This window comes from Streptomyces sp. NPDC057099, assembly GCF_042671245.1.
GTDB lineage: Bacteria > Actinomycetota > Actinomycetes > Streptomycetales > Streptomycetaceae > Streptomyces > Streptomyces purpurascens.
Genome location: NZ_JBHUTX010000003.1, coordinates 166295 through 191474, shown reverse-complemented (window position 1 = coordinate 191474; position 25180 = coordinate 166295). Strand labels below are relative to the sequence as shown.

The 25180-nt window shown below is 72.5% G+C and carries 23 protein-coding genes and 1 pseudogene; 12 read left to right on the top strand and 12 right to left on the bottom strand.

Features of this window, described 5'->3' with window-relative positions; genetic code table 11:
* Positions 1-4: 4 nt before the first annotated feature.
* Positions 5-2689 carry an ATP-binding protein gene (locus ACFT4A_RS05535; protein ID WP_382826218.1) on the bottom strand — a complete coding sequence of 895 codons (2685 nt, stop codon included), beginning with the start codon at positions 2687-2689 and terminating at the stop codon, positions 5-7.
* Between the two features lie 180 nt (positions 2690-2869).
* Here ACFT4A_RS05535 and ACFT4A_RS05530 point away from each other — a divergent pair, with 180 nt between their 5' ends.
* The 4 genes and pseudogenes from ACFT4A_RS05530 (at position 2870) to ACFT4A_RS05515 (ending at position 7166) form a co-directional block, all read left to right on the top strand.
* The gene (locus ACFT4A_RS05530) at positions 2870-4171 is read left to right on the top strand and encodes an MFS transporter (protein WP_382826217.1); all 1302 of its coding nucleotides are present in this window, start codon (positions 2870-2872) and stop codon (positions 4169-4171) included.
* A gap of 4 nt (positions 4172-4175) precedes the next feature.
* Positions 4176-5330, top strand: a complete 1155-nt coding sequence (locus ACFT4A_RS05525; protein ID WP_382826216.1) for an anhydro-N-acetylmuramic acid kinase — start codon at positions 4176-4178, stop codon at positions 5328-5330.
* Positions 5331-5387: 57 nt separating this feature from the next.
* Positions 5388-5471: pseudogene (locus tag ACFT4A_RS05520) on the top strand (DUF2510 domain-containing protein); the annotation flags it as partial.
* 408 nt (positions 5472-5879) lie between these two features.
* On the top strand, positions 5880-7166 hold the full coding sequence (locus ACFT4A_RS05515; RefSeq protein WP_382826620.1) for a hypothetical protein: 1287 nt from the start codon (positions 5880-5882) through the stop codon (positions 7164-7166).
* 151 nt (positions 7167-7317) lie between these two features.
* Here ACFT4A_RS05515 and ACFT4A_RS05510 read toward each other — a convergent pair whose 3' ends face one another.
* Positions 7318-7929: a TetR/AcrR family transcriptional regulator gene (locus ACFT4A_RS05510; protein WP_382826215.1), complete on the bottom strand. Its 612-nt coding sequence runs from the start codon at positions 7927-7929 to the stop codon at positions 7318-7320.
* Between the two features lie 166 nt (positions 7930-8095).
* Between ACFT4A_RS05510 and ACFT4A_RS05505 the strand changes: the two genes are divergently transcribed.
* Entirely contained in the window at positions 8096-8926 is an 831-nt protein-coding gene (locus ACFT4A_RS05505; protein WP_382826213.1) for a phosphatase PAP2 family protein, read from the top strand.
* Positions 8923-9876 (top strand): hypothetical protein, encoded by a 954-nt coding sequence (locus ACFT4A_RS05500; protein WP_382826211.1) that lies wholly within the window; start codon positions 8923-8925, stop codon positions 9874-9876. Before ACFT4A_RS05505 ends, ACFT4A_RS05500 begins: the two co-directional genes overlap by 4 nt.
* Here the strand turns inward: ACFT4A_RS05500 and ACFT4A_RS05495 are convergent.
* Positions 9866-11917 carry a phosphocholine-specific phospholipase C gene (locus ACFT4A_RS05495; protein ID WP_382826210.1) on the bottom strand — a complete coding sequence of 684 codons (2052 nt, stop codon included), beginning with the start codon at positions 11915-11917 and terminating at the stop codon, positions 9866-9868. The two genes, ACFT4A_RS05500 and ACFT4A_RS05495, sit on opposite strands and share 11 nt — an antisense overlap.
* A 169-nt stretch (positions 11918-12086) precedes the next feature.
* On the opposite strand from ACFT4A_RS05495, the gene ACFT4A_RS05490 reads away from it, so the two are divergent.
* Positions 12087-13370 (top strand): MFS transporter, encoded by a 1284-nt coding sequence (locus ACFT4A_RS05490; protein ID WP_382826209.1) that lies wholly within the window; start codon positions 12087-12089, stop codon positions 13368-13370.
* A gap of 13 nt (positions 13371-13383) precedes the next feature.
* Here the strand turns inward: ACFT4A_RS05490 and ACFT4A_RS05485 are convergent, their stop codons facing one another.
* Positions 13384-14316, bottom strand: a complete 933-nt coding sequence (locus tag ACFT4A_RS05485) for a hypothetical protein (protein WP_382826208.1) — start codon at positions 14314-14316, stop codon at positions 13384-13386.
* A gap of 308 nt (positions 14317-14624) precedes the next feature.
* Positions 14625-15062, bottom strand: a complete 438-nt coding sequence (locus ACFT4A_RS05480; protein ID WP_382826207.1) for a peptidoglycan-binding protein — start codon at positions 15060-15062, stop codon at positions 14625-14627.
* Positions 15063-15240: 178 nt separating this feature from the next.
* Between ACFT4A_RS05480 and ACFT4A_RS05475 the strand changes: the two genes are divergently transcribed.
* The 3 genes from ACFT4A_RS05475 to ACFT4A_RS05465 are packed head-to-tail and all read left to right on the top strand — an operon-like array spanning position 15241 to position 17440.
* Positions 15241-16311: a Rieske 2Fe-2S domain-containing protein gene (locus ACFT4A_RS05475; RefSeq protein ID WP_382826205.1), complete on the top strand. Its 1071-nt coding sequence runs from the start codon at positions 15241-15243 to the stop codon at positions 16309-16311.
* The gene (locus tag ACFT4A_RS05470; protein WP_215117408.1) at positions 16308-16508 is read left to right on the top strand and encodes a hypothetical protein; all 201 of its coding nucleotides are present in this window, start codon (positions 16308-16310) and stop codon (positions 16506-16508) included. Before ACFT4A_RS05475 ends, ACFT4A_RS05470 begins: the two co-directional genes overlap by 4 nt.
* Positions 16505-17440, top strand: coding sequence for a PDR/VanB family oxidoreductase (locus ACFT4A_RS05465; protein ID WP_382826203.1), 936 nt, complete (start codon positions 16505-16507; stop codon positions 17438-17440). Before ACFT4A_RS05470 ends, ACFT4A_RS05465 begins: the two co-directional genes overlap by 4 nt.
* Before the next feature lie 9 nt (positions 17441-17449).
* On the opposite strand, the gene ACFT4A_RS05460 is transcribed toward ACFT4A_RS05465, so the two are convergent.
* The 7 genes from ACFT4A_RS05460 to ACFT4A_RS05430 all read right to left on the bottom strand — a co-directional run bounded on the left by ACFT4A_RS05460 (position 17450) and on the right by ACFT4A_RS05430 (position 23598).
* Complete coding sequence (locus ACFT4A_RS05460; protein ID WP_382826202.1) at positions 17450-18124, bottom strand: GntR family transcriptional regulator; 675 nt, start codon at positions 18122-18124, stop codon at positions 17450-17452.
* Positions 18125-18154: 30 nt separating this feature from the next.
* On the bottom strand, positions 18155-19156 hold the full coding sequence (locus ACFT4A_RS05455; protein WP_382826200.1) for a proline racemase family protein: 1002 nt from the start codon (positions 19154-19156) through the stop codon (positions 18155-18157).
* A 5-nt stretch (positions 19157-19161) separates the two neighbouring features.
* Positions 19162-20052: a dihydrodipicolinate synthase family protein gene (locus ACFT4A_RS05450; protein WP_382826199.1), complete on the bottom strand. Its 891-nt coding sequence runs from the start codon at positions 20050-20052 to the stop codon at positions 19162-19164.
* Complete coding sequence (locus ACFT4A_RS05445) at positions 20049-21413, bottom strand: FAD-dependent oxidoreductase (RefSeq protein ID WP_382826197.1); 1365 nt, start codon at positions 21411-21413, stop codon at positions 20049-20051. Before ACFT4A_RS05445 ends, ACFT4A_RS05450 begins: the two co-directional genes overlap by 4 nt.
* Positions 21403-21717: a (2Fe-2S)-binding protein gene (locus ACFT4A_RS05440; RefSeq protein ID WP_382826195.1), complete on the bottom strand. Its 315-nt coding sequence runs from the start codon at positions 21715-21717 to the stop codon at positions 21403-21405. The genes ACFT4A_RS05445 and ACFT4A_RS05440 overlap by 11 nt, the downstream gene beginning before the upstream one ends.
* A complete protein-coding gene (locus ACFT4A_RS05435) occupies positions 21714-22868 on the bottom strand; it encodes an NAD(P)/FAD-dependent oxidoreductase (protein WP_382826193.1) in 1155 nt (384 codons plus the stop codon). Before ACFT4A_RS05435 ends, ACFT4A_RS05440 begins: the two co-directional genes overlap by 4 nt.
* A gap of 70 nt (positions 22869-22938) precedes the next feature.
* A complete protein-coding gene (locus ACFT4A_RS05430) occupies positions 22939-23598 on the bottom strand; it encodes a hypothetical protein (protein WP_382826191.1) in 660 nt (219 codons plus the stop codon).
* A gap of 238 nt (positions 23599-23836) precedes the next feature.
* On the opposite strand from ACFT4A_RS05430, the gene ACFT4A_RS05425 reads away from it, so the two are divergent.
* Positions 23837-24496 carry a helix-turn-helix domain-containing protein gene (locus tag ACFT4A_RS05425; protein ID WP_382826190.1) on the top strand — a complete coding sequence of 220 codons (660 nt, stop codon included), beginning with the start codon at positions 23837-23839 and terminating at the stop codon, positions 24494-24496.
* A 32-nt stretch (positions 24497-24528) separates the two neighbouring features.
* Entirely contained in the window at positions 24529-25059 is a 531-nt protein-coding gene (locus ACFT4A_RS05420) for a toxin-antitoxin system, toxin component (protein ID WP_382826618.1), read from the top strand.
* The last annotated feature ends 121 nt before the right edge of the window (positions 25060-25180 follow it).

Below are 25180 nucleotides of genomic sequence, written 5' to 3'. Positions count from 1 at the left end.
TGGGCTACGTCGGTCCGACACCGGCCTTGAGCACGGCCCGCGCCCGTTCCGCCAGTCCGTCCGCGCCGCACGAGACCGCCAGGTCCAGGCCGCGTTCGAGGTCGCTCACCGAGCGGGCCATGGTGCCGTACTCGATGCGGGCCGCCGCGTGCTCGTACTGGCAGGGCGAGGCCTCCAGGTAGGTGACGGCCTGGGCGGCGAGCCGGACCGCGCGCTGTCCGGTCTCCAGGGCGGCGGCGCAGCGCAGGGCCTCGCCGATGGCGGTGTCCGTGCCGAAGCGCTCGGCCTGCCGGCGGACGTCGACGGCGAGCCGGGCGGCACGGGCCGGGTCCTCGGTGCTGAGGGCCCGGGCGAGGTCGGCCGCCCAGGGGACGAGCACGGGGTTGAGGTGGCCGCGTGCCGCCGCCGCCTTCTCGGCGGCCTCCAGTTCGTTGATGCCGTCCTTGGTGCGGCCGACGGCCAGCAGCAGCCGGCCGCGCACCGAACGCGGGTCCGGCAGGACGATGGTGGAGGGGTAGGGCGGGGCGAAGCCGTACCGTTCGGCGACCTCCCAGGCCTCCTGGACATGGCCGCGGGCGAGCAGTGTGTCGACGAGGTTGCAGGTCGCGGACCAGTACAGCGGCAGACCGCGGCCGACGCGCTCGGCGAGGCGCAGCGACTCGCGCAGGGACGCCTCCGCCTCCTTCAGACGGCCGCGCCTGCGGTGGCCGAGCCCGACGTAGGCGTGGGCGAGGGCGAGGTGGCCGCCGCTCCAGCCGGCCGTCTCGTAGGCGCGCAGGGCCTCGTTGTAGAGGGTCTCGGCGCGGTCGAGGCGGTCGGTGAAGGCATACGCGTTGGCCAGCATCAGCAGCAGTTCGATGCCCCACTCGGTGTCGGTCCAGCCGAGCCCGGGGGCCAGGCGGCCGTTGACGAGGGCGCGGTCGCACAGTTCGGCGACCTCCTCCGCGTTCTCGCCGTGCATGAGGGCGTCGAAGCCGCGCAGCATGAGCAGCGCGCGTTCGGAGTTGTCCCGGCCGGTGCAGGTGGCGGCGAGGTCGGCGAGCCGCCGGGAGCGGTCGGGCGAGGTGGCCTCGCCCGCGTGTATGCCCTCCCACATGAAGTGCACGGCCTGGAGCCGCATCCGGGCGGGCCCGGGCTTCAGCCGGGCGGCCTCCGCCTCGACCGTGCGGACGGCCTCCTCCAGCTGGTCGTTGTGGAGCAGGGCCTGGGAGAGCCGGAACACGGCGTCCACCCGCTTGTCCCCGCCGAGGCCGGGCATGCCGAGCGCGGTCCGCAGATGGCCGATGGTGCGGGCGGGCGCGGTGAGGAAGGTGGCCTCGGCCAGTTCGTACAGCACATGGGGGTGGGACTCGGGCCGGGGCGGTTCCTCCAGGGCGCGCTCCAGGCAGCGGCGGGCCGCGTCGGGGGCGCCGACGGCGAGGTGCTCGCGGGCGGCCTCGCGCAGCTGCCCCACGAGTTCCTCGTCGTCGTCCGGGTGGACTTCGAGGAGGTGGCGGGCGGCCGCGGCGGCGCCGCGCCCCTCGTCGGTGACGATCCGGGCGGCTATGCCGTGCATGGCGGTGCACAGGGCGTCGGGTATGGAGTTGTAGACGGCGGTGGCGATCAGCGGGTGGACGAACTCCAGGTCGCCGTCGGCGCTGCGGCCGGTCGCGGGGTCGGGTGTGGTGAGGATGCGGGCGCTGCGCAGCAGTTCGGCGCAGCGGCGGGCGTCGTCGGGCCCCAGGGTGGCGAGTTTGGCGACCAGGCCGGTGGAGATGTCGGTGCCGAGGATGGCGGCGGCCCAGGCGAACCGCGTGGCGTCGATGCCGAGTTCCTCCAGGCGGGCGACGAGGCCGCCGCCGCGGGCCGAGCGGTTCAGTTCGCGCAGTTCCCCGGCCCGGGCCTCGACCGGTTCGAGTTCGCTGTCCTGGACCTTGGCGAGGAGTTCGACGGTCTCGTAGGGGTTGCCCGCGGTGACGGCCCAGACCTCGCGGCAGAACGCGGCGTCGGCGTGCGGGCCGAGGGTGGCGCGGGTGAGTCCGGCCGTCGCGTCCGGGGTGAGGGCGCTCAGCGTCGTGACGGGGCCGTGCGCGGCGGCGGCGACGGTGTCGAGGTGGCGGGCGCTGGTGCCGGAGACCTCGCCGGGACGGCGGGTGACCACGACCAGCACGGACATCTCGTCGAGGCGCCCGGCGAGCCCGGCGAGCCAGTGCAGGGTCTCCTGGTCGGCCCAGTGGGCGTCGTCGATCAGCAGCACCAGCGGCCAGTCCCGGCGGGCGAGCCGGCGCACGGCGGCGACCAGTCCGTCGCACACGCCCTGCGGGTCGGCCTGCCGGTCGCCGGGTTCGGCTATGCCGAGGGCGGGGCCGGCGATGTCGTACCAGTCGCCGAGGTACTCCCGGGCCTCCTCCGGGAGCATCGACACCAGGGCCGGCTGCAGCAACTGCCGTACCACGTTGAAGGGGACCGACCGGAGGGTCTCACCGCCGCGTGCCGACCAGACCGTGCAGTTGCGGGCCTCGGCGATGCGGCGGGTTTCGGCCAGCAGCGTGGTCTTGCCGAGTCCGGCCTCGCCCCGGAAGACCAGCAGTCCGCCGGACGAGGAGCGGTCCGCGCACAGGCCGTCGACCGCCCGCGCGACGGCGGCGACTTCCTCGTCGCGCTCCCAAAGGGAAGCCGAGGGGCCGGCCGTGGGCCGTACCTCCGTCATCCCGCTACCTCCCCAAGTCGCCCGAACGACGTACAGACGTCGAGCGTAGCCGTCCGATTGCCTGAGCGGAGGGCGGTCCGGGCACCTGTTGCCGTGACGGGTGAAACCGACGGCGACCGTACGACGCATCCGGCCCGTCACCAGCCGCCTTGTGGTCAACAAGGCACAACGGTACGGGAGGTGACGGTCATTCACCAGGGACGGGACACACGGGGCGGCCGGCGGGCGCTGGTCGCGGGGTCGGTGGGGAATCTCATCGAGTGGTACGAGTTCGGCGTCTACGGCTACTTCGCGACGATCATCGCGGCGCGGTTCTTCACGCCGGAGGGCGGAAGCGAGATCGAGGCTCTGGTGAAGACGTACGCGTCGTTCGCGCTCGCGTTCTTCTTCCGACCGGTCGGGGCGGCGTTTTTCGGCCGTCTCGGGGACCGCGTGGGCCGTCGGCCGGTGCTGGTTCTGGTGATCACGCTGATGACGGTGGCGACGACGCTGATCGGTGTGCTGCCGACGTACGCGCAGGCGGGTGCGCTGGCGCCCTGGCTGCTCACTTTTCTGCGGGTGCTCCAAGGGCTGTCGGCCGGTGGGGAGTTCGGCGGGGCGGTGTCGGTGATGACGGAGTTCGCTCCGCCGGGCCGGCGGGGGCTGTACGGGTCGTGGCAGTCGTTCACGGTGGCACTGGGGCTGTTGGGCGGTGCGGGCGTCGCGGCGCTGCTCGCCACCGTGCTGACCGAGGAGCAGCTCGGCGCGTGGGGCTGGCGGCTGCCGTTCCTGCTGACGCTGCCGCTGGGGCTCGGGGCGTTGTGGCTGAGGCTGCGGCTGGACGAGACACCGGAGTTCGTGGCGGAGCGGTCACGGGAGAAGCCTCCCCCGCGCGAGGTCGCGAGGGCGATCGCGCTGGGGGCGGGACGGATCATGGGCTGGGCCGCGGCCGGTTACACGTTCCTCGTCGTGCTGCCGTCGTATCTGCAGAGTTCGCTGGGCGCGACCTTCCAGCAGGCGCTGGTCGCCACCGTGCTGGCCAACTTGGGCTTCGCTGTGACGATCGTGCCGGCGGGGCTGGCTAGTGATCTGTTCGGCCGGAGGGCGGTGATGCTGACGGGCGCGGTGCTGGTCGTGGTCCTCTCGGTGCCGCTGCTCGACCTTCTGCAGGAGCCCGGCGTTTCGAACACCGTGAAGGGTGCGGCGGTGTGCGGCGCGGGTGCCGTGGTGGGGCTGATGGCGGGGCCGGGCCCGGCGATGCTGTCGGAGATGTTCCCGGCGCGGGTGCGGTACACGGGCCTGGGACTCGCCTACGCGCTGTCCAATGCGGTGTTCTCGGGGTGTGCCGGGCTCATCATCACGGAGACGATCGAGCGGACGGGGAGCGTGGACATCCCCGCGTACTACGCGGCGGCGGCGTGCGCGGTGAGCGTACCGGCCCTGCTCACGCTGCCCGCGCGGCGGGTGCGCGGGGCGAAGGCGGTGGAGGAGAGGACCGGTTGAGGCGATGCGGGTGATCGGCCTGATGTCCGGCACGTCGTACGACGCGATCGACGCGGCGGCGGCCGAGCTGGACCTCGTCGGCGACAGCCTGGTGCTGAAGCCGCTCGGCATGGTGAGCGAGGCGTACAACGGCGAACTGCGCGAGGCCCTGTCGGCCGCCCTGCCGCCGGGGACCACCACCCTGGGCGAGGTGTGCCGGCTGGACACCCGCATCGGGCAGGCCTTCGCGGCGGCCGCGCTCCGGGCCGACCGCGAACTGTGCGAGGGGCGGGCCGAGTTGGTGGCCTCGCACGGGCAGACCGTGTACCACTGGGTCGCCGAGGGCGAGGTCCACGGCACGCTCCAGCTGGGGCAGCCGGCCTGGATCGCCGAGGCGACCGGGCTGCCGGTCGTCGCCGACTTCCGGCCGCGCGACATCGCCGCCGGCGGGCAGGGCGCGCCGCTGGTCAGCCTGGTCGACCTGCTGTGGCTGCGCGGCCGTCCGGGCCGGCCCGTCGCACTCAACGTCGGCGGTATCGCCAACCTCACCGCACCCGACGGGACCGCCTTCGACACCGGGCCGGGCTGCGCGCTGATCGACGCGGCGGCCCGGGGGTTCAGCGGCGGTGCCCTGTCCTACGACACGGACGGCGCCCTGGCCGCCCGCGGCCGGGTGCACGGGCCGCTGCTGGAACGGCTGCTCCAGGAGCCGTACTACGCGCTGCCCGCGCCCAAGACGACGGGCAAGGAGCTGTTCCATCTCGGTCATCTGCGGGACGCGCTGGCCGGGTTCGGGACGCTGCCCGTCGAGGACGTCGTCGCCACGCTGACGATGCTCACGGCCCGGACCGTGGCGGACGCCGTGCGGACGGTGGACGCGACGGAGGTGATCGCCTCGGGCGGCGGGACGCGCAACCCGGTGCTGATGAGGATGCTCGGGGAGCTGCTGCCCGGGGTTTCGGTGCGCGCCTCGGACGAACTGGGGCTGCCGTCCGGGGCGAAGGAGGCCTACGCCTTCGCCGTCCTGGGGTTCCTGACCCTGCACGGCCTGCCCGGCACGTCCCCCGCGAGCACGGGTGCCCGGCATCCGAGCGTGCTCGGTTCGGTGACTCCGGGCCGGGACGGACTGCGACTCCCACCGCCCGCCCACCTTCTGCCGACCCGCTTGATCCTGGAATGACCGATCCTGGTCGACTCCTCTCATGCCTCTTTCACCGACGCCTCATACGGTGGGGGCATGACGCAGGAGACTCCTTCCGGGTGGTACCCGGACCCCGGCCAGAAAAGTGACGGGCCCGCCACCGAACGCTGGTGGGACGGCAAGGCCTGGACGGCCCGCATCCGCCCGGCCCAGCCGCCGACTCCTCCGGCGGCCGAGGAGGCTTCGGCTGCGACGAACTCGGGCGCCCCGGGCTCTGCTGGGGCTTCGGGGGCGGCTGACGGCCCGGCTCCCGCCGCGAGGAATCCGGCCGCCGCGGAGGGGTCTGTCTCTGCGGGAGACTCGGGCACCGGGGACAGTTCGGCCGCTGCGGGCGATATCGCCTCTGCAGCGGGCTCCGGCTCTGCGGTGAATGCGGCCTCCGCGGAAGGCGCGGGGGCGGCGACAGACGCGGGCGCCGCCGGCGACCCTGCCTTTGCGGCAGGCTCGGGCTCTGCGGGAGACTCGGGCACCGGGGACAGTTCGGCCGCTGCGGGCGATATCGCCTCTGCAGCGGGCTCCGGCTCTGCGGTGAATGCGGCCTCTGCGGAAGGCGCGGGGGCCGCGACAGACGCGGGCGCCGCCGGCAATCCTGCCCCTGCGGCAGGCTCGGGCACTGCGGGCGACCACGCCCCTGCCGTGAATGCGGCCCCTGCGGAAGGCTCGGGCGCCGCCGGCGATTCTGCCCCTGCTGCAGGCTCGGGCGCTGCGGGTGATTCGACCCCTGCGGGGGATCCGACTACTGCCGCACATCCGGACGCTGCCGGTCATGGCAGCGCCGCCGGGCACCCGGGGCCTCCCGGATACCCAGGCACCACGGGACATCCGAGCACCCCCGGGCACCCGAGCGCCACCGCATACCCCGGCACCCCTGGACACCCAGGCGCCACCGCATATCCAGGCACGCCCGGATACCCAGGCGCCCCCGGACAACCCCCAGGCCCGGCCCCCTACCCGAACACCCCCGGGTACCCGGGCGCCGGTGCCTACCCCGGCTATCCCGCCGCACCCCCGGCCGCCCGGGGCAGCCGGCTGCGGATCGGGATTGCCGTCGGGGCGGCCGTCGTCGTTCTCGCGAGTATCGGTGTCGGCGTGTACGCGCTGACCGGCAACGGCGGCTCGGGCGGCGGCTCGGCGACCTCGCAGGGGCCGGGCGGCCCGGGCGGAACCGGTGGCCAGGGTGGGCCGTTCGGCGGGCCGGGCGGGTCCGGAGGCAATGGCGGCTCCGGAGGTTCCGGCGGCTCCGGTGGGCAGAGCCCGTCCCCCGAGCAGTCCGAGCCGCCGAAGATCAGGAGCGGGTCGGTGACCGACGCCGTCAGCGGGATCAGCATGCCGATCCCGAAGGGCTGGTACGGCCAGGAGATCACGGTCGGCGCGCAGGTCACGTCCGACGACTCCTACAAGTGCCCCGGCGACACCTCCTCGACCTGCACGAAGGGCGGAGCCTACTCCGCACCGGCCCTGGCCCTCGGCGCCAAGGGCAGCACCCCCGAGGAGATCGCCAAGGCGGACATCTCGGCCAACGCGGAGGAGTCCTACGGCGGCAAGTCCTACGGCGGGATCACCTCGCACGACGTCCTGGCCTCCAAGGCGGTGACCGTGGCCGGGCAGAAGGGCTACCTGGTCCGCTGGAAGGCCGTCACCACCAAGGGCGCCGACGGCATCGTGGAGTCGCTCGCGTTCCCCTCCCCCGCGAACGCGAAGCAGATGGTCGTCGTCCGGTTCGGCGTGGACGCCGACCAGAAGGAGTCCGTCCTCGACGACATCGCCAAGGGCATCAAGGTTTCGACGGGCAGCGGCAACGGCCAGGACGTCTGACCAGGAGCACAAGAACCGGTCGGCCGGGTGGGGCGCCCCCCGCCGCTTACAGGGGAACCCCACCCGGCCGGGGGGTGCGCGCCGCCCCCGTCCCCACGGGTCGGCGCGGTCGGGTCACCGTCCTGTCATCCGACGGACGGCGGCCCGGGTCTCATCTCAGGCCCAGGGCCGGCAGCACGGCGGCCTCCACGAACCGGACCAGATAGTCCGGGTCGGCCCACTCGCCCTCCAGTACGGGCCGCACCCGCAGGACGCCGAACATCTGCGCAGGGATGTACTCCAGCGCCGGGTGATCGGCGGGCACCTCTCCCCGCTCCACCCCGCGCCGGATGATCTCCTTCAGTGCGGCGATCTCCGGTTCGATCAGCGCCTCGCGCAACGCCCGCTGCAGCTCCGGGTCCTGAGGGGCCGCGTGGGCGAGCGCCTGGAGAAGCTGGGTGTCCCGGCCCGACAACTCCCCCGCCGCCCGGGCGGCCTCGCGCAGGTCGTCCGCGAGCGAGCCGGTGTCGATGCAGCGCGTCCGCCGGTGCGAGCGCAGCGCCGCCGCCACGAACTGGGGCTTGGTCTTCCACTGCCGGTAGAGCGTGGACTTGCTGCAGCGGGTGCTGGCGGCGATCCCCTCCATCGTGACGGAGTCGTAGCCGCACTCGCGGAGCTGTTCCAGCACGGCGTCGAAGAACTCCTGCTCACGCTCCGGCGTGATCTTGGAGCGGCGGGTGGAACCGACCGGCTCGGGTCGGTCGTCCGCAGCCTGCGACGTCATGACCGTGCTCCTGGCTTCCCTCGGGCGGCCGAAAAAATTCCGGCCGGCAGTGTGTTCTACGTCTATCGATACGCCAGTGTACCGGAACGCGAGCGTATCGGTACACTGGCGTATCGGTACGCACTCGTACCGATAACAGCACCACCGTCACCGAAGGGGCCGGGGGATGAATGCCCGCACCGAGCCTGCGCCGGCGGGGTCCGACGCGACAGCGCGACCGCCGCACGTCATAGCCCGACCGCCGCTCGTCCGGGAGCTGCTGCTCGTCGCAGGGCTCTTCCTCGTCTACAAGTTCGGCCGACAGCTGGCCACGGGCCACACCGGCGAGGCCTTCCACAACGCACACCGCGTGTGGGACTTCGAGCGTGCGGTCCATCTGCCGGGCGAGGGGGCGGTGCAGGCCCTGCTGCTGCACGGCGACGGTATGGCGCATGTCGCGAACACCTACTACGCGGCCGTCCACTTCCCGGCCACCGTCGCCTTCCTGGTCTGGCTCTATCTGCGCCGCCCGGCCCACTACGTGTGGGCCCGCCGGGTCCTGGCCGCCGTCACCGCCGCCGCGCTGGCGCTGCACCTGCTGTTCCCGCTCGCCCCGCCCCGGATGCTGGCCGCGACCGGTCTGGTGGACACGGCGCGCGTGTACGGGCCGTCGGTCTACGGCGATCCCGCGACCGACTCCCTGTCGAACCAGTTCGCGGCGATGCCGTCGCTGCACTTCGGCTGGGCCCTGATGGTGGCGATCGGCCTGATCGTCGCGGCCCGGTCGCGGTGGCGTTGGCTCTGGCTGCTGCATCCGCTACTGACGCTGCTGGTGATCGTCGGCACCGCGAACCACTACTGGCTGGACGCGATCGTGGCGACGGCCCTGCTCGGTCTCGCGCTCGCGGTGATCCACGTGCCGCACCGCACAGCGACCACAGCCGGCCGCGCGCAGGGCACCCTCGTACCGGCCCAGGGCCGTACCGAGGAGCAGGCACTCGCGGGAGCCGGCCGATGAACGCCGTCGTCGTCGCCGTCGCCCTGTCCCTGGTCTCCGCCGTCGCCTACGCGGCAGCGGCCGTCTCCCAGGAGCGGCTCGCCTCCCGCTCCCCCGGCTCGGGCGTGCTGCGGCTGCTCGGCAGCGGCGCCTGGTGGTGCTCGGTCGGACTGAACGCGTCGGCCGCGCTGCTGCACGTCGTGGCCCTGAGGTACGGGCCGCTGACCGTGGTCCAGCCGCTCGGCGCGCTCACCCTGGTCGCGGCGGTGCCCATGGGGGCGCGGCTCGCGGGACGGCGGGTGAGCACGGTCGAGTGGAAGGGCACCGCGCTGACGCTGCTCGGCCTGGGCGCGATCCTGGTCACGGCGTCCGGCCCGGCGCCCGACGATGTGCTGAGCGTTCCCGAGGCGCTGGCCGTGGCGGGTGCCACCGCCGCCCTCATCTGGGTGCTGTCCCGGCCGGGTACCCGCCCGGGGCTGCGGCACGCGACCGCGTCCGGCATCGCGTCGGGAGTCGCCTCGGCCCTCACCCAGACCGTGACGGTGGCCGCGACGGACCGGTCGGGTCCGCTGCTGAGCGTCCAGGTGGTCGGGGTGGCGCTGCTCGTGGCGGCCTTCGCGGCCGGCGGGCTGTTGCTGTCGCAAGTGGCGTACCGGGGCGGTCTGGGCGCCCCGCTCGCGATGGTGACGCTGGCCAACCCGCTGGCCGCGGCGGTGATCGGGCTGTCGCTGCTGGGGGAACGACTCCAGGGCGGACCGGCGGGCGTACTGCTCGCGCTCGCCGGGGCGGGCCTGGCGTCCTGGGGCGTGGTGCTGCTCAGCAGGGCGGCGCCCGTGGACCACGACCGTCCGGTGGACGACGACCACCCGGTGGCCGCCGTCCTGGCGCTGGAGCCCGGCTCGGCCACGGCCGAACCGGCGTTGGTGCCCCGGCCGCACGATCCGGGGCACCTCTTCCCGGCTACCCGGTGACGATCGCCGGGTCGCTCACCCCCGGCCGGCCGTTCTCGACGTGCCCCGCGAACCGCCGCAGGAACGCCGCGTCGCCCTCGACGGTGACGGTCAGGTCGTACCAGCGGCGGCTGCGGTCGAGGTCGACGGTCCGCCGTACCTTCGCGCCCGGGCGGACGGTGACGGTCGTGGGCTTGGCACCGTAACGGTCGGAGAGCTTCAGCCGTGCCGTGCCGGAGCCCTTGTTGGTGAAGGTCAGCTCGATGTCGTCACCGGTGTGGCGTGCGGTGACCTCGCAGCCGGCCTTCTTGTTCGACCCCTTGAAGACCCGCACGAAGCCGTTCGGGCCGTGCACGGTCAGATCGTACGAACCCGCCGAGTAGGCGGAGTTCCAGGTGTCCGAGAGGGACTTGCCGGCCTCGGTGGTGTACATCCAGGGGCCGTCGGCGCGGTTGCCGGAGGTGATGTGGAAGGCGGCGCCGGCCTTCGGCCCGGAGGCGAAGGCGAGGGTGAGCTTCCCGGCGGCGGCGTCCACCGAGGCGTCCACGTGCGGGGCGTACCTCAGCGGCCGGGTGCGGCGCGAGCCGCGTTCCTGCCGGGGCATGCGCGGGTCGGCGGGCGGGGCCGGCTTGTAGTCGGGGTGACGTTCGCGGTCCTGCGGCTCGTACTCGTCGGTGCCGGGCAGCGGGACCGGCCGTGCGTCCTTGCGGGAGAAGTCGAACGCGGCCGTCAGATCACCGCAGATGGCCCGGCGCCACGGCGAGATGTTGGGCTCGCGCACCCCGAAGCGCCGTTCCATGAACCGCAGGATCGACGTGTGGTCCAGGGTCTCCGAGCAGACGTAGCCGCCCTTGCTCCACGGCGAGACGACCAGCATCGGCACCCGGGGACCGAGGCCGTAGGGGCCGGCCGTGTTCTTCGCGTCGCCCGGGAAGAGGTCGAGGGAGACGTCGACGGTGGACAGGCCTCGGGAGGCGTCCTTGGGCGGCAGCGGCGGCACCACGTGGTCGAAGAAGCCGTCGTTCTCGTCGTACGTGATGAACAGGGCGGTCTTCGACCAGACCTCCGGGTTGGAGGTGAGGGCGTCCAGGACCTGGGCGATGTACCAGGCACCGTAGTTCGACGGCCAGTTGGAGTGCTCGGAGAAGGCCTCGGGGGCGGCGATCCAGGAGATCTGCGGCAGCTTGCCCGCCTTGACGTCCGCCTTCAGCCGGTCGAAGTAACCCTCGCCCGCCTTGGCGTTCGTACCGGTGCGGGCCTTGTCGTACCAGGGGTCACCGGGCTGGGCGTTGCGGTACTTGTTGAAGTACAGCAGGGAGTTGTCGCCGTAGTTGCCGCGGTAGGCGTCCTCGATCCAGCCCCAGGAGCCCTTGGCGTCGAGGCCGTCGCCGATGTCCTGGTAGATCTTCCAGGAGAGGCCGGCCTGCTCCAGGCGCTCGGGGTAGGTCGTCCAGCCGTAGCCGAGTTCGTCGTTGCCGAGGACCGGGCCGCCGCCGGTGCCGTCGTTGCCCGTGTAGCCGGACCACATGTAGTAGCGGTTCGGGTCGGTGGAACCGATGAACGAGCAGTGGTAGGCGTCGCAGACGGTGAACGAGTCGGCGAGGGCGTAGTGGAACGGGATGTCCTCGCGGGTCAGGTACGCCATGGTCGTGGTGCCCTTGGCGGGCACCCACCGGTCGTACTTGCCGCCGCGGTAGGCCTGGTGGCCGTCGGGCCAGGAGTGCGGCAGGCCCTCCAGGAACTGCATGCCGAGGTCGTCGGCGTCCGGGTGGAACGGCAGGATCTCCTTGCCGTCCTTCTCCTGGTGCCAGACCGGCTTGCCGTTGTCGAGCGTGACCGGACGCGGGTCGCCGAAGCCGCGGACGCCTCTCAGGGTCCCGAAGTAGTGGTCGAAGGAACGGTTCTCCTGCATCAGGACGACGATGTGCTCGACGTCCTCGATCGACCCGGTGCGATGGTTCGCCGGAAGCGCGGCGGCGCGCTGGATGCTGGCGGACAGCGCACTGAAGGCCGTGGTGGCACCCGCGAGTTGAAGAAAGCGGCGCCGGTTTACTTCGGACATGAAGGACAGACCTCTCATCCTGAGGTGCTGGATGGCCGGAACATGACGGAATCTGCGCGGAAGGAGTGTTTCAGGGACACCAAACGCCAAGGAAGGGGCTGGTGACACTCATGTGAAAGTCGCGGGTACGACAGGTGTGGCGGGGCCTTGCCCGGGGAGGGTGAGGGGCGTGACAGAGACGCAGACGGTTTCCCCGCCGACGAAACGGCCCGTCCGCCAGCTCCTCGCCGCCTCCGTGGGCAACGCCGTGGAGTGGTACGACTGGTACGCCTACACGTTCCTGGCGACCTTCATCGCCTACCAGGTCTTCCCGAAGAGCGCGGACAACTCGCTGGTGCCGCTGCTGTCGACGTTCGCCGTGTTCGCGGTGGGCTTCTTCATGCGGCCGGTCGGCGGGCTGCTGATGGGCGCGGTCGCTGACCGGCACGGGCGGCGGGCCGCGCTGACCGTCACCATCCTGCTGATGGGCGGCAGCAGCCTGCTGGTCGGGCTCACCCCGACCTATGCCTCGGTGGGCGTGCTGGCTCCGGTGGTCCTCGTGCTCGCCCGGCTGCTGCAGGGCCTGTCCGTGGGCGGCGAGTTCGCGGCCTCGACGACCTTCCTGGTGGAGTCGGCGGGCCCGGGCCGGCGGGGGCTGTTCTCCAGCTTCCAGTACGTGTCGACGACCGTGGGGCAGCTCGTCGCCTCCGGCATCGCCACGCTGCTGGTGGGCACGCTGAGCGTCGCGCAGATGGACAGCTGGGGCTGGCGGGTCCCGTTCGTGCTCGGGGCCGTGCTGAGCCTGGTCGGCTTCTGGATCCGGCGGGGTGCGCAGGAGACCCGCAGCGCCGAGCAGCGGGAGGCCCCGCGCCCGGGCCTGTTCGAGGCGCTGCGCCGGCACCCGCGCGAGTCGCTCCTGATCTGCGGCATCACGGCGGGCGGCACCATCGCCTACTACACGTGGACGTCGTATCTGCCGACGTACGCCGAACTCAACGCGGGTCTCTCGAAGTCGGACGCGCTGCTCGCGGGCACGATCTCACTGGCCTTCTTCGCCCTGCTGCAGCCGCTCGGCGGACTGCTCTCGGACCGCTTCGGCCGCCGCCCCCTGCTGCTCTTCTTCGGCCTGGGGTTCGCCCTGCTCACGGTGCCGCTGCTGCACAGCCTGCGCGACTCGTTCGCCGTGCTGCTGCTCGTGCAGTGCGCGGGCATGGTGCTGCTGACCGGTTTCACCTCGATCAGCGCGGCCGTGAACGCGGAGATCTTCCCGCCCCGGGTGCGCGCGGCCGGTATCGGCTTCCCCTACTCGCTGACAGTGGCCCTCTTCGGCGGCACGGCTCCCTACGTCGGCACCCTGTTCAAGGAGCTGGGGCACTCGGGGCTGTTCCCCTGGTATGTCGCGGTGATCTGCCTGCTGTCGTCGCTGGCGTATCTGCGGCTGCCGGAGACGGCGCACACACCGCTGCGGCGGTGAGCGGCCGGCCGGGTCACGACCCGGGTCGCCGGCCGGGCTCCACCGCCCGCTCCTCCTCGCCCGGGCCCTCCCGCGTGGCCTCGAGAGGCCCTTCGTACTCTCCGTTGCCGGATCGGTCGGCGGCCGGCGGTCCGGGCGCCGCGGGCTCTCCCTCCGCGGCGATCTCCTTGACGGCGGCCCGCTCCGGGTCGGTCGCGGCGTCCGTGGGTCTGCCCACCTCCGCCAGCGTCATCTGGGCGCGGTCGTCGACGAGTCGGGTCACCAGGTGCTGGGCGGCACCGAAGGCCGCGGCCCAGCCGAGGACCTGCGCCCTGCTGTCGAGATCGCTCAGCCCGGGGACGAAGGCGCCCCGGATCAGCAGCAGCCCGAGGAAGGCCGACAGGGCGCCGGTGGGGAACTTCAGCACCGCCGACGCCAGGGGCAGCATGTAGGGCGAGTCGGTGCCCCGGATACGCCGCAGTGAGGCGATGACGGTGAGGGCCGCGCCGGCGAGCCCGGCGATCTCGACGGTGAGGATGTCGCGCGACTTTGCCAGGCTGCTGGCGTCGGTGCCCGCCGGGACGTTGTGATGCTCCGCGGTGGGGCAGACGACGGTGACCTGGTCCGAAGCGCTGGGACCGGTCTGGGGCGTGAAGCACAGACTCAGCGAGCCGGGTGAGAACCAGCCGTAGAGGGCGAGGCCGGTCACGCCGAGCAGCACGAGGAAGGTCGCGGTCCACAGGATGTTGCGCAGGCTGCGCACCCGGGACAGTTCGTCGTCCAGGGCGCTGTACGCGGCGTCGAGCGCCCGGACCATGAGGTCCCGGTCGCTCTGCGTCATGCTCCCGGCGACGATGGGGCGCAGTCGCCGGGCGAGTCTGACCCGCCGGGGGTCGTCGATGTCGAGGTGCCGTTTGACCAACGCCATGACTTCGCTGGCGCGGCCCGCGGCTTCCTCGTCGGACACCAGCTGAAGCAGTATCACTTCCGCGCTGCGCACATTCGACCAGACGCCCTCACGGGCAGCGGACCTCGACCACGGCCATCGCCATCCGAAATCCTCGTCGGCAGCCGCACAGGCCTTTTCGAGATGGACCCGCATTCCCTCGACGAGGGTCATGCGGTCCTCCGGACACGGCCTGACGCTTTCGTATCTCAGCTGCGCTTCGAGATAGGAGATCCGCGTCTTGGCCCGTGCGCGCCACGCCGACCGCGGCGGCCCGTTACGCAGGCCTATCCGGCTGTGCGTACGGGCCGACCGGGTTTCTGTTCTGGTCACTCGTAAACGGCTGGCACGTGCAGCTTGTCCCAGGACTTCCGACCCGGAATGCCGTCCGCGTCAGGGCCACCGAATCCGAGCTTGCGCTGCCACTTGGCGTACGACTTCCGGTCGGCCTGGCTCCACTGCGAGTCGGGCCCGCCGGAGTACTCCGAGCAGCCTTCGTCGATCAGGCGGTAGCCCATGGCTTCGATGACCGGGCTGGTCACTGACGCTTGGAAGAAGTCTGCGCCTGGAAAGGGCTCGTACTCACCGTCCGTTTCCGGTTCCTGAGGCGGGGCCACGCGAATCCGCTGGTCGGGGTAGATCTTATTTCGGTCCTTGATCTGCGGGTTCCATGCCATGATCTGGTCCACCGTAGTATGGAACATGCGCGCGATCTTGGTGAGGTTGTCGCCGGTTTTCACTACGTAGAACTGCGTTGTCTTTTCCATGCATCCACAGTAGATGAGTTTCCGGAAATATCGAAGTGGAGAATTCCGTTTCGATTTCACTTTTTGATTCGGAAACTGCTTTCCCCGGAAGGGACTTCCGCCTGGCGGAAGGACCGTTGCGGCGCCCGGAACGCCGCCTCGACGATGTCGGCACCACCAGAGACGGGAGCCGACCCCCATGCCTCACATGACCGCCTTCGCCAGGAACCAGTGGTACGTCGCCGCCTACAGTCACGAGGTCGGGCGGGAGTTGCTCGGCCGGACGATCCTCGGTGAGACGCTCGTGCTGTACCGGACCGAGGAGGACGGCACGCCGGTCGTGCTGCACGACCGGTGTGTGCACCGCCGGTACCCGCTGTCGGAGGCGCCGACGCGGCTCGACGGGGACCGGATCGTGTGCGGGTACCACGGGTTCACCTACGACACGACCGGTACGTGTGTGTACGTGCCGGGGCAGAAACGGGTGCCGCGCACCGCCCGGGTCGCCTCCTACCCGGTCGTCGAGCAGGACTCGCTGATCTGGGTGTGGATCGGCGACCCGGCGCTCGCCGACCCGCAGACCATCCCCCGGGCCAGGCATCTGGACTCCCCCGGCTGGGTCACCGTGCGCGGCATGGAGCCCATCGACTGTGACTACGGGCTGCTCGTCGACAACCTGCTCGACCTCTCCCACGAGACGTATCTGCACGGCGGGTACATCGGCACCCCCGAGGTCGCCGAGACGCCGATCACCACGGAGGTCGACGAGGGCGCCGGGATCGTCCGGGTGAGCCGGCACATGGACGACGCCGAGTGCCCGCCGTTCTACGCCAAGTCCACCGGCATAGCGGGCCGGATCACCCGCTGGCAGGACATCGAGTACCACACGCCCTGCCTGTATCTGCTGCACAGCCGCATCGCCCCGGTCGGGGTGGTGCCCGAGCCGGACGGCAGCGATCCGAACGGCTTCCACACGGAGATCACCTACGCGATCACTCCGTCCGGCGACGGCAAGGTGTACGACTTCTGGGCCGTCTCGCGCGACTGGGCGACGGACGACGCCGAGGTCACCGAGTTCCTGCGGGGCAACAACCACACGGTCGTGATGCAGGACGTCACCGCGCTCAACCTGCTGCAGAAGACGCTCGGCACCGAGCGCACCGGCTACCAGGAACTCAGCATCAACATCGACACCGGTGGCCTGGCCGCCCGCCGTATCCTCGCCCGGCTGGTCGAGGAGGGCGACAAGCCCCTGGAGAAGGTCCAGTGACGTCACCCTCTTCGTCCAGGACCTTCAGGACCGGCGAGGTCTACCGCATCGACTGGCTGCCCGGCACCGACGTCCTGCACGGCACCTGCCACTGCGGCCGTGAGCACACCGCGCAGGACCCGGTCGAGATGTGGGAGTGGATGCTCGCCCACCCCCAGGGGCACTCCGTCCACGAGCCGCGAGGGAACAGCTCATGAGCGTGTACGAAGCCGAACTCGTCGTCGAGCGGCGGGAGTCCGCCGCCGACGGCGTGCTCGCCCTCACCCTGCGCCACCCGCTGGGCGAGCCGCTCCCGGACTGGGAACCGGGCGCCCACATCGATGTGGTGCTCGGCCCCGGCCTGGAGCGGCAGTACTCGCTGTGCGGTGACCCGGCGGACCGGTCGGCCTGGCGGATCGCGGTGCTGCGCGAGCCGGACGGGCGGGGCGGATCGGCCCATGTGCACGAGCGGGTGGGGCCGGGCGACAAGGTCCGGGTACGCGGTCCCCGCAACAACTTCGGCCTGGAGCCCGCCCCGCGCTACCGGTTCGTCGCGGGCGGTATCGGCATCACCCCGATCCTGCCGATGCTGGCGGCGGCCGAGGCCTCGGGCGCCGAGTGGACGCTGCTGTACGGCGGTCGCACCCGCCGGTCCATGGCCTTCGGCGAGGAACTGGGCCGGTACGGCGACCGGGTGACGATCGCGCCCCAGGACGAGACGGGGCTGCTTGACCTGCCCTCGGTGCTGGACGACGTACCCGAGGGGACGCTCGTCTACTGCTGCGGCCCCGGCCCGCTGCTGGACGCGGTGGAGGCCCGGAGCCCGTCCGGGGTACTGCGCGTCGAGCGGTTCCGGCCGAAGGAGCGGGAGACCGGCGGCGACACCGCGTTCGAGGTGGAGCTGGCGCGGAGCGGCAGGACGCTCACCGTGGCGCCGGAGGTGTCGGTGCTCGACACCGTGCGCGCCGCCGGGGTCGAGGTGCTGTACTCCTGCGCCGAGGGCACCTGCGGCACGTGCGAGACCGATGTCCTGGAGGGCGACCCCGACCACCGCGACTCGGTCCTCACCGACGACGAACGCGCGACGGGCGAGACCATGCTCATCTGTGTGTCCCGCTGCCGTGGGAAGCGGCTCGTGCTGGACCTGTGATCCGGGCGGTCAGGGCGCCGCCCACAGGCCCCGGACATGCCCGAGGTGACGGGTCATCACCGTCCGTACGGCCTCCTCGTCCCGGGCGAGCAGCGCGTCCAGGATCTCCAGGTGTTCCTCCGCCGACGCCTCCAGCCGCCCCTGCTCGACGAGCGCGGTCAGCCCGTAGAGCCGGGAGCGGCGTCGGAGGTCCCGTACGACGTCGACGAGATGGTCGTTGCCGGCGAGGGCCAGCAGGCCGAGGTGGAAGCGCAGGTCGGCCTCGACGTAGGCGATGAGGTCGCCGGCCGCCGCGGAGGTGACGATCTCCTGGGCGACCGGGCGCAGTGCCTCCAGCGCCACCGGGTCGGCGGTGACCGCCAGGCCCGCCGTGGTGGGGATCTCGATCAGCGCCCGGATGTGGGTGTACTCGTCGAGTTGCCGCTCGGAGACGGCGGTGACGCGGAAGCCCTTGTTGGGCACGGTGTCGACCAGGCCCTCCTTGGCGAGGTCGAGCATGGCCTCGCGTACGGGCGTGGCGGAGACGCCGAAGCGGGCCGCGAGGCCGGGGGCCGAGTAGACCTCGCCGGGGCGCAGTTCACCGGCGATCAGGGCGGCCCGCAGCGCGTCCGCGACCCGCTCCCGGTGGCTGGGCTTCCTGCTGCCCAGCAGGGGCAGGGCGGGGGTGTGCTGCGGGGCAGCCATGACGGTCGCGGTGTCCTCTCGTGGTCGGGGCTACAGGACGAATCCGGCGGGGAACGGGTCGTCGGGGTCGAGCAGGTACTGGGCGGTGCCGGTGATCCAGGCGCGTCCGGTGAAGCTGGGCCGTACGGCCGGGCGGCCGGCCACCTCGGTCGTGCCGAGCAGTCTGCCGGTGAACCGGGTGCCGATGAAGGACTCGTTCACGAACTCGGTGTGCAGCGGGAGTTCGCCGCGCGCGTGCAGTTGTGCCATGCGGGCGCTGGTGCCCGTGCCACAGGGCGAGCGGTCGAACCAGCCGGGGTGGATGGCCATGGCGTGCCGGGAGTGGCGGGCGGTGGAGCCGGGGGCGGCCAGGTAGACGTGGTGGAGGCCGTGGATGGACGGGTCCTCCGGGTGGACGGGCGGGTCCTCGGCGTTGACGGCGGCCATGAGAGACAGGCCCGCCTGGAGGATGTCGTCCTTGCGAGACCGGTCGAAGGGCAGGCCGAATTGCTCCAGCGGCAGGATGGCGTAGAAGTTGCCGCCAAAAGCAAGGTCGTACGTCACCGTCCGCCCGTCGGCGAGGGTGGCCTCGCGGTCGAGGGCGACGGCGAAGGAGGGCACGTTCTGGAGCGTCACCTCCTTGGCGACGCCGTCCTCGACCGCCACCTCGGCCACGACCGGGCCCGCCGGGGTGTCGAGACGGATGGTGGTGACCGGCTCGACGACTTCGACCATCCCCGTCTCGACGAGCACGGTCGCCACGCCGATCGTGCCGTGCCCGCACATCGGCAGATAGCCGGAGACCTCGATGTAGACGACGCCCCAGTCGCAGTCGGGGCGGGTCGGCGGCTGGAGGATCGCGCCGCTCATGGCGGAGTGGCCGCGCGGTTCGTTCATCAGCAACTGCTTGATGTCGTCGCGGTGTTCGCGGAACCACAGCCGCCGCTCGTTCATGGTGGCGCCCGGAATGGTGCCGATGCCGCCGGTGATCACCCGGGTGGGCATGCCCTCGGTGTGCGAGTCGACGGCGTGCAGGACGAGTCCGCTGCGCATGGTCCCTATGCCAATCCGGCCGCTACGGCCTTCTCGGTGGCGGCCCGGACGGCGGCGTCCTGCTCGGGCAGCAGCGGCACGCGCGGCGGGCGGCAGGGGCCTCCGTGGCGGCCGACGAGGTCCATGGACAGCTTGATGGCCTGGACGAACTCCACCCGCGAGTCCCACCGCAGCAGCGGATGCAGCTGCCGGTAAAGGCCCCGCGCGGTGTCGAGGTCGCCGTCGACGGCCGCGTGGTACAGCTCGACCGAAGCCTGGGGCAGCGCGTTCGGGTAGCCCGCGACCCAGCCCTTGGCGCCCGCGACGGCCAGCTCCAGCAGGACGTCGTCCGCGCCGATCAACAGATCCAGTTCGGGGGCGAGTTCGGCGATCCGGTAGGCCCGGCGGACATCGCCGGAGAACTCCTTCACGCCCCGGATGTGCCCCTCGCCGTGCAGCCGGGCGAGCAGTTCGGGCACCAGGTCGACCTTGGTGTCGATCGGGTTGTTGTACGCCACGACCGGCAGGCCGGCCTTCGCGACCTCGGCGTAGTGGGCGACGACGGAGCGCTCGTCGGCGCGGTAGGCGTTCGGCGGCAGCAGCATGACCGCCTGGCAGCCCGCCTCGCCCGCCTGTTCGACCCAGCGCCGGGACTCGGCGGACCCGTACGCGGCGACCCCGGGCATGACGCGCTGCCCGCCGATCGCGGCGACGGCCGTCTCGACGACCCGGGCGCGCTCCTCGGGGGTGAGCACCTGGTACTCGCCGAGGGAGCCGTTCGGCACGACGCCGTCGCAGCCGTTCTCGACCAGCCAGGCGCAGTGTTCGGCGTACCGGTCGTAGTTGACGGAGAGGTCGTCGTTCAGGGGGAGCGCGGTGGCGACGAGGACGCCGCGCCAGGGGCGGTGATCGGTCATGACTGTCCCTCCTGGGGGTGTTGCCGTGCGAGGACGCCGAGCGGAACGGGACGGGCGAGGGGCCTTCTGTCCGGGGCAGGCGGGCATCCGGCCAGGCCGGCGACCGCGCCGGCGCACATCCGGCCCTGGCACCAGCCCATTCCGGCCCGGGTGAGCAGCTTCACGGTGCGCACGTCGCCCGCCCCGAGGTCCAGGGCGTCGCGCACGGCCCCGGCGGTGACCTCCTCGCAGCGGCAGACCACGGTGTCGTCGGTGATCCGCTCGGGCCAGTGCGCGGGCGGCGCGTAGGCGGCGTCGAGAGCGGCGGCGGATCTGCCGAGCTTCGTACGGGCCTTGAGGGCGGCGGGCGCCGGGTCGGGGGCGGTGCCGTGCAGGTGCGCGGCGGCGGAGCACCCGGCGATGTGGCCCTCGGCGAGGGCGAGGGCCGCGCCGCCGATGCCGGTGGCCTCGCCGGCCGCCCACACGCCGGGCACGTCGGTGCGCTGCTCGGTGTCGACGGCCATGGCGAGCCCGTCGAGGCCGCAGCCGAGGCCCTCCGCCAGGTCGGTGTGCGGGAGCATGCCGTGGCCGACGGCCAGGGTGTCGCAGGGCAGCTGCCGCTCGGTGCCGGTCCGGACGTGTCCGTCGCTGTCGAGGGCGGCGACCGTGACGCCGGTCAGCCGGTCGTCGCCGTGGGCGCGGAGGACGGTGTGCCGGGCGAGGAACGGCACGCGGTGGCGCAGCAGCCGGGCGGCGTACCCGGCGCCCTCGGGGAGTTTGCCGGCCAGGGCCGGGCCGTGGCGGGCGAGGCGCCCCGGGCCGGTGGACTCGACGAGCGCGGCGACCTCCACACCGGCCGCCGCGAGCCCGGTCGCCACGGGCAGCAGCAGCGGCCCGGTCCCGGCCACGACGGCTCGGCGCCCCTGAACCACCAGTCCGCCCTTGAGCATGGCCTGGGCGCCCCCGGCGGTGACGACGCCCGGCAGGGTCCAGCCGGGGAAGGGCAGCACCTGCTCGTAGCCGCCGGTGGCCAGCAGCACGGCACGGGCCCGCACCTCGGCCGGCTCCTCCTGTTCCGGCCCGAGCAGCGCGTGCACGACGAAGCCGTCGGACACCTTTTCGACGCACCACACATGATGATCGGTCAGCACCCGTACGGCACTGGCGGCGAGTCCGTCGCGCAGCCGCTCCCAGGTCCGCCACCGATGGTGCAGCGCCTCGGGCCGCCCGGCTCCGAGCCCGGCGGCGGGCTGCCGGTAGAACTGCCCGCCCGGCTCCGCCGCCGCGTCGACGAGCGCGACCCGCGTGCCCCGCGCGGCCGCCGCGAGGGAGGCGGCGAGACCGGCCGGCCCGGCCCCGATCACGACCAGGTCAGTCCGCATGGCGCACCCCCTCATGGCCGGTCCCCTCCTGGGTGCCGATCACGTCCCCCGGCCTTACCGGCACCAGACAGGCGCGTCGGTTGGGGCGGCCGTTGACGGTCACCAGGCAGTCGAAGCAGACGCCGATCCCGCAGAACACCCCACGCGGACGGCCCTCGCCCCGGGTGGCACGCCAGGAGGTGATGCCCGCCGCCCACAGCACGGCGGCGACCGTCTGCCCGGGCAGCGCCTCGACGGGCCGCCCGTCGAACGTGACCGTGAAGGCGGGGCCGGGCCTGGCTCCCGCCAGCTCCAGGGGATTCACTCGGCCTCCTCGGTGAAGCGGTCGGGCCGGAACGGGCCGAGGTCCAGGTCGGGCGTCTGCCCGGTCAGCGCCTGGGCGATCAGACGGCCCGTGCCGGTGGCGAGGCCGATGCCCGCGCCCTCGTGCCCGCAGGCGTGCAGCAGTCCGGGCGCCCGGGGATCCGGGCCGATCGCGGGCAGATGGTCCGGCAGATACGGCCGGAAGCCCACGTACGTGCGCAAGGCCCGGACATCGGCGAGGAAGGGGAAGAGGCCGGTCGCGCCCGCCGCCAGTGCGCGCAGGGCCGGGAGCGACAACGACCGGTCGAAGCCGACCCGTTCGCGGCTGGCGCCGATCAGCACCGGCCCGGCGGGTGTGCCCTCCACCACCGGGGAGGCCTGCAGCGCCGCAGAGTCGCTCGCGACGTCGCCCACATAGTCGGCGGCGTACACCTTGTGCCGGATACGGGGCGGCAGCGGCTCGGTGACCAGGACGAAGCCGCGCCGGGGCAGCACGGGCAGGGACACGCCCGCGCGGGCCGCGACCTCGCCGCCCCAGGTGCCGGCCGCGTTGACGACGGCCGGGGCGTGGATGTCGCCCCGGTCGGTCCGCACCCCGCGCACCGCACCTCCGGGCCCTCGCAGCACCGCGGCCATCTCCCGGCCGGTGAGCAGCCGGGCGTTCGAGGCGCGCAGCAGGTGCGCCGCCGCGAGGGCGGGCATCACCTGGGCGTCCTGCGGGTAGTGCATGCCGCCCGCGAGGCCGGGGGCCAGGTACGGCTCCAGGTCGGGAAGCCGGTCGGGCGGCACGGGGACGGCCTCGACCCCGGCCGCGCGCTGTCCTGCGGCGAGTTCCTCGAGACCGGCCAGCGCCCCTTCGGTGCCGGCGACGACGACACCGCCCTTGGCCTCGTACTCGACCGGCTTCCCCAGCCCCTCCCGGGCCAGTTCGGCCCAGAGCCGGGCGGACAGCAGGGCGAGTTCGAGCTCGGGTCCGGGCTCCTTGTCGGAAACGAGGAGGTTCCCCTCCCCCGCGCCGGTCGTACCGCCGGCCACCGCGCCCCGGTCCACCACGACGACATCGAGGCCGGCGCGGGCCGCGTACAAGGCACAGGCGGCGCCGACCACTCCGGCTCCGACCACCACGACATCGCAGGTCAGCGACTCGCTCACGCCAGTACTATGTCACACACCACAACGCCTGGGAATGGGGCGAACGCCGGTCGGTCAGGGCCGGAAGCGCTCAGTCGGCCGCCGGTACGACCCTCAGGTGGGAGGCGGTACGACGCGTCCCGCGCTCCCTGGACGGGGTGCGGCGGGCCTCGCGCGGCACGAACGTGAGCCGGGTGCAGCCCAGTTCCTCGAGCGTCCTGGACGTCTCGACGACGACCCGGCACTCGGTGGCACCCCGGCGCGGGTCCGGATGCAGCAGCGGGCGCACGGCGCCGTCGTGCTCGACGGCGTCCTCGCCGACCGAGCGGATCCAGTGCGGCAGGCCCTGCCGGTACGCGGCCTCCATGATCGGGTCCTGGGCGATGTCACGGCGGATGGCCTGGAGCCCGTGGTCGGGGCCGTGGCTCTCCACGGTGCGCGCGAAGTGCGCGAGCATCGGCAGACACCAGCTCGACTCGTGCTCGCCCAGCACCGTGGGGGCGTCGGGGTGGAACAGCACGAACCTGAGGAAGTTGTCGCCCGGCATGGCCGTCGGGTGCGGATCCACGCCGCCGAAAAGTGACCGGAACGCGCTATTGGTCAGCGCCACGTCCCAGCAGTGGTCGACGACGAGCGAGGGGGAGGAGACGGCCTCCAGAAGCCCGGCGTAGTCCTCCAGATAGGCCTGGGCCTCTGGAGTCTCGGCGACGGGCCGCGGTGCCGGCCGCTGCCCTCCTGCCTGAAATGCCATCGGGAGGTCACCCCTCTTGCCTGTGCGGCCTTGACGCGGCGCCCCGATCCTGCTGCCCCGAGCTGAGGCGTGTCAACTATCGTGGCATTTCATGCCTGTTGACGGCTGAAATTGGCCACAGTTGTGGCGAGACCTGGATGTGAGTTCGAAGCACCGGCTACGCTCCGGGAAGTTCACGCCGGGGAAAGTCACGGCATCCACTTGTGAGAAGCCTGTGAGAGACGTAGGAGATCTGTCGGTGACGGGTGGCTTCGTCGAAAGTCCGGGCGCCACGCAGACGGCCGTGCTACCGGCCGTCGTCTCCCGTGTCACCGCGCTCGCCGACCGGCTCGGCGTGCCGCATGCCGAGGTCTTCGGCATCGGCCGGCTGTCCGTCGCGTCCGGGGTTCCGGAGCCGGTGGTGAAGGCCCTGCTCTGCGGCAGGCCCGCGGGCGAGCCCGATGTGCAGGCCCGGTTCCTGCAACGCCTGGACCTGCTGCGCCGGACCCGGCTCAAGCCCACCGGCCGCAAGTACACCCAGCAGGAGATCGCCGACGGCGCGGGCATGTCCCGGCAGCAGGCCGGCGCCCTCATCAACGGCGACCGTCGGCCGACCATGGAGCACTGCGACGCCCTCCAGCGGTTCTTCCGGGTGCACGCCGGTTTCCTCACGGCGGAGGACCCCGAGGCGCTGGTGAGCGCCCTCCAGCACATCGAGCAGGAGCTGTTGCAGAAGCTCGCCGACCGCGAGCGGGCGGCGGCCGCGGCGGCCGACGACCCGCTGGAGCGGCTGTTGCAGGACCACGGCGTGCGCGGCATCGCCTGGCGGGCCGCACAGCTGCCCACCGACCAGCACCGCGACAAGGTCGCGGAGTGGCTGGACATGCTCCTGGAGAGCGTCAAGCGGCCCGATTCGTGACCGTGGGGAGAACTGTGGGCATCGGTAAGGAAATGCGCCGCCTGTGCGGCGAGCTGGTCGCGGAGCTGACCCTCCCCGCGCCGGCGCGGCCCGACGAGCTGTACGCCGCGCTGTGCGACGCCATGAGCAGACGCCGCGGCCGTCCCGTCCACTTCCGTACGGCCGCCTTCCCGGTCGGGACCGCGAGCGGGCTCTGGCTCGACATGGCCGAGCAGGACCTCGTCGTGATCGAGGAACGCACCGCGCCGGACCATCAGTTGGTGATCCTGGGCCACGAGCTGTGGCACATGAACGCCGGGCACTGCTCCCACCACGTCGAGGGCGCGGCGGTCGCGGCCCGGCTGCTCGACGACACCGCCGATCTCCAGGCGACGGTCCTGAAAGTCGCGGCGCGCACCCGCTTCGACCAGGACGACGAGAAGGAGGCCGAGAGCTTCGGTCTGCTGCTGGCCAGCAAGTGCCGTGCGTGGCTGGCCGGTTCGTCGTCGCGGGGGCCGGTGCAGCGGGATCATCTGGCGGGGCGGATCGAGGCGTCGCTGGGGTACCGGGGACCGCAGGGCTGACGGGCCGTCCGGGTTCTTCCGCCGAGCGGGCGAACCGGGGGGCGGCGGGGCCGGATTGTCAGTGGTGGACGGCAAGCTGGTGGTGCGCCCTTTCTGTGCGGGCGTGCGTGCCGCATGGCGC